The 12,697-nt window shown below is 63.3% G+C and carries 13 protein-coding genes; 7 read left to right on the forward strand and 6 right to left on the reverse strand.

Annotation, left to right across the window (positions count from 1 at the left end):
- Nucleotide 1 precedes the first annotated feature (1 nt).
- From tusC to AC1RGE_RS09605, 5 genes are all read left to right on the forward strand, one after another.
- Nucleotides 2-364, forward strand: coding sequence for a sulfurtransferase complex subunit TusC (gene tusC / locus AC1RGE_RS09585; protein ID WP_011062158.1), 363 nt, complete (start codon nucleotides 2-4; stop codon nucleotides 362-364).
- Complete coding sequence (tusB, locus tag AC1RGE_RS09590; protein WP_019092900.1) at nucleotides 364-660, forward strand: sulfurtransferase complex subunit TusB; 297 nt, start codon at nucleotides 364-366, stop codon at nucleotides 658-660. The genes tusC and tusB overlap by 1 nt, the downstream gene beginning before the upstream one ends.
- Nucleotides 657-992 carry a TusE/DsrC/DsvC family sulfur relay protein gene (locus AC1RGE_RS09595; protein WP_492584099.1) on the forward strand — a complete coding sequence of 112 codons (336 nt, stop codon included), beginning with the start codon at nucleotides 657-659 and terminating at the stop codon, nucleotides 990-992. Before tusB ends, AC1RGE_RS09595 begins: the two co-directional genes overlap by 4 nt.
- A complete protein-coding gene (locus AC1RGE_RS09600; RefSeq protein WP_236203504.1) occupies nucleotides 989-1,990 on the forward strand; it encodes a glycosyl transferase family protein in 1,002 nt (333 codons plus the stop codon). Before AC1RGE_RS09595 ends, AC1RGE_RS09600 begins: the two co-directional genes overlap by 4 nt.
- Before the next feature lie 88 nt (nucleotides 1,991-2,078).
- Nucleotides 2,079-3,080, forward strand: coding sequence for a glutathione S-transferase family protein (locus tag AC1RGE_RS09605; protein WP_065363241.1), 1,002 nt, complete (start codon nucleotides 2,079-2,081; stop codon nucleotides 3,078-3,080).
- 71 nt (nucleotides 3,081-3,151) lie between these two features.
- Here the strand turns inward: AC1RGE_RS09605 and cysG are convergent, their stop codons facing one another.
- The 6 genes from cysG to ftsK all read right to left on the reverse strand — a co-directional run bounded on the left by cysG (nucleotide 3,152) and on the right by ftsK (nucleotide 10,674).
- The gene (cysG, locus tag AC1RGE_RS09610; RefSeq protein WP_011062163.1) at nucleotides 3,152-4,546 is read right to left on the reverse strand and encodes a siroheme synthase CysG; all 1,395 of its coding nucleotides are present in this window, start codon (nucleotides 4,544-4,546) and stop codon (nucleotides 3,152-3,154) included.
- Nucleotides 4,547-5,827: a serine--tRNA ligase gene (gene serS, locus AC1RGE_RS09615; protein ID WP_011062164.1), complete on the reverse strand. Its 1,281-nt coding sequence runs from the start codon at nucleotides 5,825-5,827 to the stop codon at nucleotides 4,547-4,549.
- A gap of 16 nt (nucleotides 5,828-5,843) precedes the next feature.
- Nucleotides 5,844-6,218, reverse strand: a complete 375-nt coding sequence (crcB, locus tag AC1RGE_RS09620) for a fluoride efflux transporter CrcB (RefSeq protein WP_011062165.1) — start codon at nucleotides 6,216-6,218, stop codon at nucleotides 5,844-5,846.
- Nucleotides 6,215-7,540 (reverse strand): replication-associated recombination protein A, encoded by a 1,326-nt coding sequence (locus AC1RGE_RS09625; protein ID WP_161466510.1) that lies wholly within the window; start codon nucleotides 7,538-7,540, stop codon nucleotides 6,215-6,217. Before AC1RGE_RS09625 ends, crcB begins: the two co-directional genes overlap by 4 nt.
- A gap of 33 nt (nucleotides 7,541-7,573) precedes the next feature.
- Complete coding sequence (gene lolA, locus AC1RGE_RS09630) at nucleotides 7,574-8,197, reverse strand: outer membrane lipoprotein periplasmic chaperone LolA (RefSeq protein ID WP_011062167.1); 624 nt, start codon at nucleotides 8,195-8,197, stop codon at nucleotides 7,574-7,576.
- Nucleotides 8,198-8,265: 68 nt separating this feature from the next.
- Nucleotides 8,266-10,674 carry a DNA translocase FtsK gene (gene ftsK / locus AC1RGE_RS09635; RefSeq protein ID WP_492584101.1) on the reverse strand — a complete coding sequence of 803 codons (2,409 nt, stop codon included), beginning with the start codon at nucleotides 10,672-10,674 and terminating at the stop codon, nucleotides 8,266-8,268.
- Nucleotides 10,675-10,969: 295 nt separating this feature from the next.
- Here ftsK and trxB point away from each other — a divergent pair, with 295 nt between their 5' ends.
- Both trxB and aat read left to right on the forward strand, forming a co-directional pair.
- Nucleotides 10,970-11,920 (forward strand): thioredoxin-disulfide reductase, encoded by a 951-nt coding sequence (trxB, locus tag AC1RGE_RS09640; RefSeq protein WP_492584103.1) that lies wholly within the window; start codon nucleotides 10,970-10,972, stop codon nucleotides 11,918-11,920.
- A 72-nt stretch (nucleotides 11,921-11,992) separates the two neighbouring features.
- Nucleotides 11,993-12,673, forward strand: coding sequence for a leucyl/phenylalanyl-tRNA--protein transferase (gene aat, locus AC1RGE_RS09645; protein ID WP_015636287.1), 681 nt, complete (start codon nucleotides 11,993-11,995; stop codon nucleotides 12,671-12,673).
- The last annotated feature ends 24 nt before the right edge of the window (nucleotides 12,674-12,697 follow it).

A 12,697-nucleotide genomic window follows, 5' to 3' on the forward strand; every position in this document is an offset into this window, starting at 1 on the left:
CATGGCCAAATCCCTGTTGTTGATCAGCCGCCAAGCGCCGTGGACCGGCCCTGGCGCCCGGGAAGCCCTGGATATCGTCCTGGCCGGCGGCGCCTTCGACCTGCCCATCGGCCTGCTGTTTCTCGATGATGGCGTGCTGCAACTGGCGCCCGGGCAACAGGCCTCGCTGCTGCGCCAGAAAGACCTGAGCGCCAACCTGCAGGCGCTGTCGCTGTTCGGCGTCGACGAACTGTTTGCCTGCAGCGCCAGCCTCGCTGCCCGCGGCCTCGACCCGGCGAGCTTGAGTCTTGACGATGTACAGCTGCTGGACGCCCCGGAACTGGCCGGGATCATCGACCGTTTTGACCAGGTGATTACCCTCTGATGTCGACCTTGCATGTGTTGTCCCACTCGCCCTTCACCGACACCCGCCTGAGCAGTTGCCTGCGCCTGCTGGGCAGCGCCGACGGCCTGCTGCTGTGCGGCGACGCCGCCTATGCCCTGCAACCGGGCAGCGCCATTTGCAGCGAACTGAGCACCCGTAGCGGCTTGAATCTGTACGTGCTGGAAGAAGACCTGAAAGCCCGCGGCCTGGCCCTGCCGGCCTGGGCCCGCGCGGTGGATTACCCGGGCTTCGTCGAGCTGTCCCTTCAGCATGACAAGGTCAACACCTGGCTATGAGTACCTTGACCGTGGGCGCTCGCGCCATCGAACTGGACAAGGACGGTTACCTGGTCAACCTCGACGACTGGTCCGCCGACGTGGCCCAAGCCCTGGCCGCCAATGAAGCACTTGAACTGAGCCCGGAACACTGGGAAATCCTCGAGCTGCTGCAAGGCTTCTATAGAGAGTTCCAGCTGTCCCCGGCCACCCGCCCGCTGATCAAGTACACCGCCCTCAAGCTGGGCTCGGACAAGGGCAACAGCCTGCACCTGAACCGACTGTTCAAAGGCACTCCCGCCAAACTTGCCGCCAAGCTGGCGGGCCTGCCCAAGCCGACCAATTGCCTATGAACGATTTCGCTCCCCTGCTCACCCAAACCCCGGAAGAACACCCTTTCGCCCAATTCGTGCGGATTCTCGGCAAGGGCAAGCGCGGCGCGCGCAACCTGACTCGCGAGGAAGCCCGGGAAGCCATGGGCATGCTGCTGGACGGCAAGGTCGAGGACACCCAACTGGGCGCCTTCCTCATGCTGCTGCGGCACAAGGAAGAAAGCCCGCAAGAGCTGGCGGGCTTCACCGAAGCCTTGCGCGAACGCCTCAACACCCCGGCGATTGCCCTGGACCTCGACTGGCCGACCTACGCCGGCAAGAAGCGCCACCTGCCCTGGTACCTGCTGGCGGCCAAGTGCCTGGCACAGAATGGCGTGCGCATCCTGCTCCACGGTGGCGGCGCCCACACCGCCGGGCGCTTGTACACCGAACAATTGCTGGAACCCCTGGGAATTCCCCTGTGCCGTGACTGGCAGGCGGTCGGCCAGGCATTGGACCAGGGCAACCTGGCCTTCATGCCCCTGGGGGACTGGGCGCCGCAACTGCAGCGCATGATCGACTTGCGCAACATCCTCGGCCTGCGCTCACCGATCCATTCCCTGGCGCGAATCCTCAACCCCCTGGGCGCCCGTTGCGGCCTGCAAAGCATCTTCCACCCCGGCTACCAGGCAGTGCACCGCGATGCCAGCGGCCTGCTGGGGGACAACGTCATCGTGATCAAGGGCGATGGCGGCGAGATCGAGATCAACCCGGACACCGCCAGCCATCTGTACGGCAGCACCGGTGGCGTCAGTTGGGACGAGGAATGGCCGGCACTGTCGGCACAACGCCATGTGAAACCTGCCAGCCTGGAACCCGAGCACCTCAAGGCGCTGTGGCGCGGCGATGTAGAAGACAGCTACCCGCAACTGGCCCTGCTGGCCACCATGGCCCTGGCCTTGCGTGGCCTGGGCACGCCCCGGGAGCAAGCCTTCGCCCTGGCCCAGCAGTACTGGGATGCCCGGGACAGATCGATTTAATCGATCAAAACCGCCCATGCTTTGCGCTTTTTGTTCGAACCCAGGGGCATAGACTGCACTCCAACGCAAAACAGCCGAGGAGCATTTCATGGGTCTGCTGATCGAAGGGCGCTGGCATGACCAGTGGTACGAAAGCGGCAAGGACGGCGCCTTCCAACGGGAACAGGCGCAACGTCGCAACTGGGTCACTGCCGATGGCCGCCCCGGCCCCAGCGGTGAAGGCGGCTTCGCCGCCGAGGCCGGGCGCTACCACCTTTATGTGTCCCTGGCCTGCCCCTGGGCCCACCGCACGCTGATCCTGCGCAAGCTCAAGGGTCTGGAAAAGCTGATCGACGTCTCGGTGGTCAGCTGGCTGATGCGCGAGAACGGCTGGACCTTCGACACCGCCTACGGCTCCAGCGGCGACCCCCTGGACCACTTCGACTTCATGCACCAGCGCTACACCGCCGACACCGCGGACTACACCGGCCGCGTCACCGTACCGGTGCTGTGGGACAAACAGCGCCAATGCATCGTCAGCAACGAATCGGCGGAAATCATCCGCATGTTCAACAGCGCCTTCGACGGCTTGACCGACAATACCCTGGACTTCTATCCGCAACCCTTGCGCAGCAGGGTCGATGAGCTCAACGGGCGCATCTATCCGGCGCTGAACAACGGTGTGTACCGCGCCGGGTTCGCCACCTCGCAAAAGGCTTATGAGACGGCGTTCGATGATGTCTTCGCCGAACTGGATGCGCTGGAGGCCCTGCTCGACACGCAGCGCTACCTGGCCGGCGAGTACCTGACCGAAGCCGACGTGCGGCTGTTCACCACCCTGATCCGCTTCGATGCGGTGTACTACAGCCACTTCAAGTGCAACCTGCGACGGATTGCCGATTACCCGAACCTGTCGAACTGGCTGCGGGAGCTGTACCAGTGGCCGGGGATTGCCCAGACCGTGGACTTTACCCACATCAAGGGGCACTACTACGCCAGCCACACCACCATCAATCCGACGGGGATTGTGCCGAAGGGGCCGTTACAGGACTTCAGCCGCGGCCATGATCGGCAGCGGTTGAGTGGGCAAGGGGTTTGGTGCAGGGGTTGAGGACGCTTTCGCCGGCAAGCCGGCTCCTACAACAGCGGGATGTGTAGGAGCCGGCTTGCCGGCGAAGCTTTTCAGACCTCGGACTGAGCGCCTTCGAACCAGGCCAGCTTCTCGCGTAGCTGGACCACTTCGCCAACGATCACCAAGGTCGGGGCATGCACTTCGTGTTCCGCAACCAGGGCCGGCAGGTTGCCCAGGGTACCGGTGAAGACACGCTGGTTGCTGGTGGTGCCCTGCTGAACCAGCGCCGCCGGGGTGTCGGCGCCGCGACCGTGCTTGATCAGTTGCTCGCAGATGGTCGGCAAGCCCACCAGGCCCATGTAGAACACCAGGGTCTGGGCCGGCGCCACCAGGTCGCTCCAGGGCAGGTTGCTGGTGCCGTCCTTGAGATGGCCGGTGACGAAGCGCACCGACTGGGCGTAGTCACGGTGAGTCAGGGGAATCCCGGCATAGGCCGAGCAACCACTGGCCGCGGTAATCCCCGGCACCACCTGGAACGGAATGCCGTGGGCCGCCAGCTCTTCGATCTCTTCGCCGCCCCGGCCGAAGATGAACGGATCACCGCCCTTCAGGCGCACCACCCGCTTGCCTTGCTGGGCCAGGGTCACCAGTTGCTGGTTGATCTGTTCCTGGGGCACGGCGTGATCGGCACGACGCTTGCCGACGTAGATGCGTTCGGCGTCGCGGCGGCACAGCTCGAGAATCGCCGGTGCCACCAGGCGGTCGTAGAGCACCACGTCGGCCTGCTGCATCAGGCGCAGGGCGCGGAAGGTCAGCAGGTCCGGATCACCCGGGCCTGCGCCCACCAGATACACCTCGCCCGGCGCATGAGGCGCCTTGCCCGCGATCTTGGCCTGCAACAGACGTTCGGCTTCCGCGCCCTGCCCCGCCAGCTGGCGATCGGCGATGGGGCCCTGGAATACATCCTCCCAGAACGCCCGGCGCTGCTGCACATCCGGAAACAGGCCTTTGACCTGGGCGCGGAAACGCGCCGCCAACCCGGCCAGTTGGCCGTAGGTGGAAGGAATCCAGGTTTCCAGCTTGGCCCGGATCAGCCGCGCCAGCACCGGCGCATCGCCGCCACTGGAGACTGCGATGACCAGCGGCGAACGGTCGACGATGGCCGGGAAGATCACGCTGCACAGGGCCGGCGCGTCCACCACATTGACCGGCACGCAACGCCGATGGGCATCGGCGGAGACCTGGGCATTCAGGGATTCGTCGTCGGTGGCGGCGATGATCAGGGTGCAGCCGTCGAGGTCCGCCTCGACATACCCGCGCAACAGGGACTCACCGCCGCTGGCGACGATCAGTTCCTGCAATTGCGCTTCTATTTCAGGTGCGACCACTCGCAGCTGCGCACCGGCATCGGCCAGCAGACGGGATTTGCGCAAGGCAATCTCCCCTCCGCCGACCACCAACACACGACTGCCGCGAAGGTTGTGAAACAGCGGCAGATATTCCATTTAGCCGATGACCTCAAGGCCACCCATGTACGGCTTCAGCACATCCGGCACACGGATCGAACCGTCGGCCTGCTGGTAGTTCTCCAGCACCGCCACTAGGGTGCGGCCCACGGCCAGGCCGGAACCGTTGAGGGTGTGCACCAGCTCAGGCTTGCCGGTTTCCGGGTTGCGAAAGCGCGCCTGCATGCGGCGGGCCTGGAAATCGCCACAGTTGGAGCACGAGGAGATCTCGCGGTACTTGTCCTGACTCGGTACCCAGACTTCCAGGTCGTAGGTCTTGACCGCACTGAAGCCCATGTCGCCGGTGCACAGGGCCAGTACGCGGTACGGCAGTTGCAGCAGTTGCAGGACTTTCTCGGCGTTGGCGGTCAGGCCTTCCAGGGCTTCCATGGAGGTCGACGGCTCGACCACCTGGACCATCTCGACCTTGTCGAACTGGTGCTGGCGGATCATGCCGCGGGTATCGCGACCCGAAGCACCGGCTTCACTACGGAAGCACGGCGTGTGGGCGACGAACTTCAGCGGCAGTTGCTTGGCGTCGAGAATCTCGCCAGCGACGATGTTGGTCAGCGACACTTCAGCGGTCGGGATCAGGTACAGATCGGCTTCGCCTTCGCGAGTGATCTTGAACAGGTCTTCCTCGAACTTCGGCAACTGGCTGGTGCCCACCAGGGCCGGCGCCTGCACCAGGTACGGGGTGTAGGCCTCTTCGTAGCCGTGCTCGCCGGTGTGCAGGTTGATCATGAACTGCGCCAGGGCGCGGTGCAGACGGGCGATCGGGCCGCGCAACAGGGCAAAACGCGCGCCGGACAACTTGGCGGCGGTTTCAAAGTCCAGCCAGCCGTGGGTTTCGCCCAGGGCCACGTGGTCCTTGATCGGGAAATCGAAGGCGGTCGGGGTGCCCCAGCGGCGCACTTCAACGTTGCCGTCTTCATCTTCGCCCACCGGCACCGACTCGTGGGGCAGGTTGGGAATGCCGAACAGGATCGAATCCAGTTCGCTCTGGATGTTTTCCAGCTCCGCCTTGCCGGAGCTCAGCTCGTTCCCCATGCGCTCAACGTCGGCCATCAGCGGGGCGATGTCTTCACCGCGTTGCTTGGCCTGGCCGATGGACTTGGAGCGCGCGTTACGTTCAGCCTGCAGTTGCTCGGTGCGGGTCTGCACGGTCTTGCGCTGTTCTTCCAGCGCTTCGATGCGTGCCACATCCAGGGCAAAGCCGCGGGATGCCAGACGATCCGCTACGTCCTGGAGGTTGCTACGTAACAGTTTGGAATCGAGCATGTCGTTCTCTCGTTTATCAAAGTTTGGTCAAGGACAGGCCGGCCCAGGTAGCAAGCAGCCCGCCGAATACACTCAGTGCCGCGTAGCCCAGGGCCAGCGCCACTTGTCCGCTTTCCAGCAGACGCACGGTATCCAGTGAAAAGGATGAAAAAGTCGTCAGGCCACCGAGGAAGCCCACTATCAATCCGGCACGCACTTCGATCGGCACTTCCGGACGGACCAGGAACAGCCCGTACAACACGCCGATCAGCAGGCAGCCCACGATATTAACGGCCAGCGTCGCGGTATAGAAGTGCCGCGGCCAATTGGCGTTGATCCAGTTGCCGGTGGCAAAGCGCAACAGGGTGCCAGCCACACCGCCGGCGGAGACTGCGAGGATCAGGGGGATCAAGGTTTTCTCCGCTGCAAGGGGCTGGCCCGGTCCAGGGCGGCCAGGTGCTTGAGCTTCTCACCGATCTTCAGTTCCAGGCCGCGGGGCACAGGTTGATAGAGCGGCAAGGGTTCGAGTTCTTCGGGGAAATAGTCTTCACCGGCAGCGTAGGCATCCGGCTCGTCATGGGCGTAGCGGTATTCGTCGCCGTAGCCCAGTTGCTTCATCAGCTTGGTCGGAGCATTGCGCAGATGGATCGGCACTTCCAGCGAGCCGTGCTCGGCAGCAGCGCGCATGGCGGCCTTGAAGCCCATGTACACGGCGTTGCTCTTCGGCGCACAGGCCAGGTAGGTGATGGCCTGGGCCACTGCCAGCTCGCCTTCGGGGCTGCCCAGGCGCTCCTGCACATCCCAGGCCGCCAGGCACAGGCTCAGGGCCCGCGGGTCGGCGTTGCCGATGTCCTCGCTGGCCATGCGCACCACGCGCCGGGCCAGGTACAGCGGGTCGCAGCCACCATCTAGCATGCGCGCGAACCAGTACAGGGCGCCGTCGGGATTGGAGCCGCGCACCGACTTGTGCAACGCGGAAATCTGGTCGTAGAACGCCTCGCCGCCTTTGTCGAAACGCCGGCGGGTGTCACCCAGCAGGCTTTGCAACAGATCGACACTGATCTCGCCACCGTCTTCCGCCAGGTCCGAGGCGTTTTCCAGCAGGTTGAGCATGCGCCGGCCATCGCCATCGGCGGCCGACAGCAGCATCTGGAAGCCGTCATCGCTGAGGCTCAGCTGGCGCTTGCCCAGCCCCCGCTCCTCGGTCAGGGCGCGCTGTACCAGGGTGCCCAGGGCCGCTTCATCCAGGCTCTTGAGCACATAGACCCGCGCTCGGGAGAGCAAGGCGTTGTTGAGTTCGAAGGAGGGGTTTTCCGTAGTGGCGCCGATAAAGATCAGCGTGCCGTCTTCCACGTAGGGCAGGAAGGCATCCTGCTGCGATTTGTTGAAGCGGTGCACTTCGTCGACAAACAGAATGGTTCGCCGACCGTATTGCCCGGCCTGCTGCTTGGCGACTTCCACCGCCTGGCGGATCTCCTTGACCCCGGCCAGCACCGCCGAGACGGTTTCGAAGTGGGCATCCGAGACTTCCGCCAACAGCCGCGCCAGGGTGGTCTTGCCGACCCCGGGCGGGCCCCAGAAGATCATCGAATGCAGCGCGCCCTGCTCCAGGGCCTCGCGCAGCGGCTTGCCCCGGGCCAACAGGTGCTGCTGGCCAACGTACTCGTCCAGGTTGGTCGCACGCAGGCGTGCGGCCAGTGGCTGGGCAATCGGGGCACTACGAAACAGGTCCATGGACTACCTTCGAAACCTTGCGGTTGCGGCTGCTTACTCTTGGATCACATCGGCACCCTTGGGGATGTCGAACTTGAACTTGGACGCCGGGATGGCTTCGTTGGCCTTGACCCCGGTGAACAGGATATTGGTGCGCTGGCCAACGCTGTCGATCAACTGCATGTCGTTGATCATGCCGTTGCGAAACGACAGGCGCAGGCTGTCGAACAGGGTGTCGCGGGTTTTCGGCTTGAGGGTGAAGTCCATCACGCCGCCGGCTTCCTTGGAGGTGATGTCGAAGCTTTCGCTGATTTTCGACACGTCACCGGAGAGCAACAGGGCCGGGGTCTGGGTCAGACGCTGGTCGAGCTTCTTGATGGTCACCTGCTCCAGGTCCGGGTCCCACAGGGAGACTTTCTGGCCGTCGGAAACCATCAGCTGTTCTTGTGGCGCATCGGTGTGCCAGTAGAACAGGCCCGGGCGCTGCAGGGACATCTCGCCGGCGGTTTCCTGCAACTGGGTGCCGCTGCCATCCAGGGTCAGCTGGGAGAAACGCGCGGTCAGGGTCTGGGACTTTTCCAGCAACTGGGTCAGGCGCGCCACGTCTTTGGGGTCGGCGTGGGCCGACAAGGTGGTCACAGCCAATACCGGCAGCAGCAACATGCGAATCAGGCGCATGGAATTCCTCATTAATTGGATGGGTATACGAGCGGCGTGACTTCACGCCGCTGCAAGCGAAACAGGGATCAGTCGCGCGTCGGGCCCGGCGCCAGCACTTCGCGGGAGCCGTTGGTGTTCATCGCCGTCACCACCCCGGCCATTTCCATGGCTTCGATCATCCGGGCGGCGCGGTTGTAGCCAATCTTCAGCTTGCGCTGTACCGCAGAGATCGAGGCCCGGCGGCTTTCCAGAACGAACTGCACGGCTTCGTCGTAGAGCGCGTCGGCTTCCGGATCCTCGCCGTCACCGCCACCGCTGCTGCCTTCGAAACCACTGCCCGCCTCTTCGACACCGTTGAGGATGTCGTCGTTGTATTCCGGCGCACCGCGCAGCTTCCAGGCCTCCACCACGCGGTGCACTTCATCATCGGAAACGAAAGCGCCGTGGACGCGGATCGGCAGGCTGGTGCCCGGCGGCATGTAGAGCATGTCACCGTGGCCCAGCAATTGTTCGGCACCGCCCTGGTCGATGATGGTCCGCGAGTCGATCTTGCTCGACACCTGGAACGCCATGCGGGTCGGGATGTTGGCCTTGATCAGGCCGGTGATCACGTCCACCGATGGCCGCTGGGTGGCGAGAATCAGGTGGATACCGGCGGCACGGGCCTTCTGGGCGATACGGGCGATCAGTTCCTCAACCTTCTTGCCGACGATCATCATCATGTCGGCGAATTCGTCCACCACCACCACGATGGTAGGCAGCTTGGTCAGCAGCGGCGCTTCGTCGTGGATGCTTTCGCGGTTGTACAGCGGGTCGGCCAGCGGGGTACCTGCTTCAATCGCTTCCTTGACCTTGGCGTTGAAGCCCGAGAGGTTGCGCACGCCCATCTTGGCCATGAGCTTGTAGCGCCGCTCCATCTCCGCCACGCTCCAGCGCAGGGCGTTGGCCGCGTCCTTCATGTCGGTCACCACCGGGCACAGCAGATGCGGAATGCCCTCGTAGATCGACAGTTCGAGCATCTTCGGGTCGATCATGATCAGCTTGGCGTCTTCCGGGCCGGACTTGAACAGGATCGACAGGATCATCGCGTTGACCCCCACCGACTTACCGGAACCGGTGGTACCGGCCACCAGCAGGTGAGGCATTTTTGCAAGGTCAGTGATGATCGGCTTGCCGCCGATATCGTGGCCCAGGGCCAGGGTGACCGGGGATTTGAAGTTGTCGTATTCCGGGGTCGAGAGCACTTCGGAGAAGCGCACGATCTGCCGGTCTTCGTTGGGAATCTCGATGCCCACGGTGGTCTTGCCGGGAATCACTTCCACTACGCGAACACTGGTCACGGCCAGGGAACGCGCCAGGTCCTTGGCCAGGTTGGCGATCCGGCTGACTTTCACCCCTGCCGCTGGCTGGATTTCGTAACGGGTAATCACCGGCCCCGGGTGGATCGAATCCACCGAGACTTCGACGCCGAACTCCTTGAGCTTGATCTCCAGCAGGTGGCCAACCGCCGCCAGGGATTCGGGGGAATAGTTCAGCTGTTTCTTTTCTGCCGGGTCGAGGATCGAGATCGGTGGCAAGGTGCCTTCCACCGCGCTGTCGACGAACAGCGGCACCTGTTTCTCTTTCTGCACGCGCTTGCTGGGCTCTGGCGCCTTGGTGGCGATCGGCGTGATCACTGGGGGCACCTGCTTTTCGCGCTCGGACATGTGCTTGCTCAGGGCCTGCTCGCGCTCGATAAGGCGCTCCTTGACCTTGGCCTGCTCGCGCTTGTCGGCCACGTTCGGGGTCACGACTTCATCGACCCGGGCATCCACTTCGCGCAATTGCGCCACCAGTTGCTTGCGCTCCACGCGCGCATCCCACCAGCGGTTGGCGGCGCCCTGGAACAGTTCGAACAGGTCGAGGGTGATCTTGCCGGTCACGTCCATCACCTTGAACCACGACAGGTCGGTGAACACCGTCAGGCCGAACAGGAACAGGGCAATGAACATCAGGGTGCTGCCCTGCACGTTCAGGGCGTTCTTGGCCAGGTCGCCCAGGCTTTCGCCCAGGGCGCCACCGGCACCGGCCGGCAGGCCCGTGGCGGCATGGAAATGGATATGGGCCAGCGCGGCGCCCGACAGCACCAGGAACACCAGGCCGATCAGCCGCCAGGAAAACAGCCAGCCGCTCCACTGCCAAGGCTCATGGCGCTGACGGAAGATCTGGTAGGTCTTGATCGCCAACAGCAGCGGGAAGATATAGGCGAAGTAACCCAACACCATAAACAGGATATCGGCGCTGTAGGAACCGGCCGGGCCACCGAAGTTCTGCACGTCTTCAATCTTGCTGTTATGACTCCAGCCCGGATCATCTTTCCCATAGGTCAGAAGTGCCATCATCAAGAACAGGCACAGGGCGCCAATGGCGATCAACGCACCTTCCTTGAGCCGGTAGTGCAATTGTTGACGCCAGAGCGGAACAACAGGTTTAGGTGCTGCGGTGGATTTCTTCAAAACGCGTCTTTTCCTGCGCCAAGGGCGCGTCCAACGGGTGATTGACTACAAGATACTGCTCAATCCGAGCAGGTAAATAAAGTTGACCGGCGTAACTGGAGCTACTTTTAACACTCTGCCCCTTGCTTCTGAAACAGTGCAATTCTGAATAAACCCGGTACAGGGTCGTATTGTACGGGTTTGTTCACGCCATGCCACGTCGGAACCCTCCGACCAGCATAGTCAACGGCCTGTTACGCACTGTTCAATTGGAGCATGCATTCTCTTTTGTGACAAAGGCTTATGAGGTGTTTTTATGAACGATGCGAAGCATTCACGCCTGATCATTCTGGGCTCTGGCCCTGCCGGTTACAGCGCTGCCGTCTATGCCGCTCGGGCCAACCTCAAACCGACGGTGATCACCGGTTTGCAAGCCGGCGGCCAACTGACCACCACCACCGAAGTCGACAACTGGCCCGGCGATGTCGAAGGCCTGACCGGCCCGGTGCTGATGGAGCGGATGCAGAGACACGCCGAACGCTTCGACACCGAGATCGTCTATGACCACATCCACACCGCACAGTTGCAGCAGCGGCCGTTTATCCTCATCGGCGACAGCGGCACCTACAGTTGCGACGCGCTGATCATCGCCACTGGCGCCTCGGCGCAATACCTGGGCCTACCCTCCGAAGAGGCCTTTGCCGGCAAGGGGGTTTCCGCCTGCGCCACCTGCGATGGCTTCTTCTACCGCAATCAGGTGGTGGCCGTGGTGGGTGGCGGCAACACCGCCGTGGAGGAAGCACTGTACCTGTCGAACATCGCCAAAGAAGTGCACCTGGTGCATCGCCGCGACAAGCTGAGGGCCGAAAAGATTCTCCAGGACAAGCTGTTCGACAAGGCCGCCAATGGCAATATCCGCCTGCACTGGAACCAGCACCTGGAGGAAGTGCTGGGCGATGCCAGCGGCGTGACCGGCGCCCGCCTCAAGGACAGCCGCAGCGGAGAAACCAAGGATCTGCCACTGGCCGGGGTGTTTATCGCCATCGGCCACAAGCCCAATACCGATCTGTTCCAGGGCCAGTTGGAGATGCGGGACGGCTACCTGCTGGTGCGTGGCGGCAGCGAAGGCAATGCCACCGCCACCGGCATCCAGGGCGTATTTGCCGCCGGCGACGTGGCCGACCACGTCTATCGCCAGGCCATCACTTCGGCCGGCGCCGGCTGCATGGCAGCGCTGGATGCGGAAAAATTCCTCGACGACAACTAAGCCCTCGCCCTACGCTTGTGGCGGGCCCGCAATGGCTCGCCACCGCCCTCCCCTGCCGCAAGTCTGGATACCATGCTGACCTGGTTACAACGCAACACACTCGACTTCCCGCCGCTGGAAAAGGCCATGCGCGAGCCCAATGGCTTGCTGGCCGCGGGCGGAGACTTGTCTGCCGACCGCCTGATCCAGGCCTATCGTCACGGCTGCTTTCCCTGGTTTTCCGAAGGCCAGCCGATTCTCTGGTGGTCCCCCGATCCGCGCACAGTGTTATTCCCGGACGAACTGCATGTTTCCCGCAGCCTGGGCAAACTGTTGCGCAAACAACGCTATCAGGTGACCTTCGATCAGGACTTTGCCGCAGTCATCAGCGCCTGTGCTGCGCCTCGCGCCTATGCCGACGGCACCTGGATCAGCGAAGCGATGCAACGCGCCTACCTGCAACTGCATCAACGCGGTTACGCCCATTCGGTGGAGGTCTGGGACCAGGGAGTGCTGGTGGGCGGCTTGTATGGACTGGCCATGGGGCAGCTGTTTTTCGGCGAGTCGATGTTCAGCCGCGCCGACAATGCCTCGAAATTCGGCTTTGCCACTCTGGTGGAGCGCTTGAAGGCGTGGGGATTTGTGCTGATCGACTGCCAGATGCCCACCGAACACCTGCACAGCCTCGGCGCCCGATCCATTTCCCGGCCAGAGTTCGCGAATTACCTGAAACACCACCTGGACCTGCCGAGCCGCGCCATATGGGTTTCCTAGGCGGGTTTGCCGGGGGTGGCTTAC

The organism is Pseudomonas sp. GW823-FHT02C05 (assembly GCF_058797595.1).

Excerpts from the sequence above, each read along its gene's own strand:
- AC1RGE_RS09600 (WP_236203504.1), top strand. The coding sequence starts at position 989 with ATGAACGATTTCGCTCCCCTGCTCACCCAAACCCCGGAAGAACACCCT.
- cysG (WP_011062163.1), bottom strand. The coding sequence starts at position 4,546 with ATGGAATATCTGCCGCTGTTTCACAACCTTCGCGGCAGTCGTGTGTTG.
- tusB (WP_019092900.1), top strand. The coding sequence starts at position 364 with ATGTCGACCTTGCATGTGTTGTCCCACTCGCCCTTCACCGACACCCGC.
- tusC (WP_011062158.1), top strand. The coding sequence starts at position 2 with ATGGCCAAATCCCTGTTGTTGATCAGCCGCCAAGCGCCGTGGACCGGC.
- lolA (WP_011062167.1), bottom strand. The coding sequence starts at position 8,197 with ATGCGCCTGATTCGCATGTTGCTGCTGCCGGTATTGGCTGTGACCACC.
- AC1RGE_RS09625 (WP_161466510.1), bottom strand. The coding sequence starts at position 7,540 with ATGGACCTGTTTCGTAGTGCCCCGATTGCCCAGCCACTGGCCGCACGC.
- AC1RGE_RS09595 (WP_492584099.1), top strand. The coding sequence starts at position 657 with ATGAGTACCTTGACCGTGGGCGCTCGCGCCATCGAACTGGACAAGGAC.
- aat (WP_015636287.1), top strand. The coding sequence starts at position 11,993 with ATGCTGACCTGGTTACAACGCAACACACTCGACTTCCCGCCGCTGGAA.
- AC1RGE_RS09605 (WP_065363241.1), top strand. The coding sequence starts at position 2,079 with ATGGGTCTGCTGATCGAAGGGCGCTGGCATGACCAGTGGTACGAAAGC.
- trxB (WP_492584103.1), top strand. The coding sequence starts at position 10,970 with ATGAACGATGCGAAGCATTCACGCCTGATCATTCTGGGCTCTGGCCCT.
- serS (WP_011062164.1), bottom strand. The coding sequence starts at position 5,827 with ATGCTCGATTCCAAACTGTTACGTAGCAACCTCCAGGACGTAGCGGAT.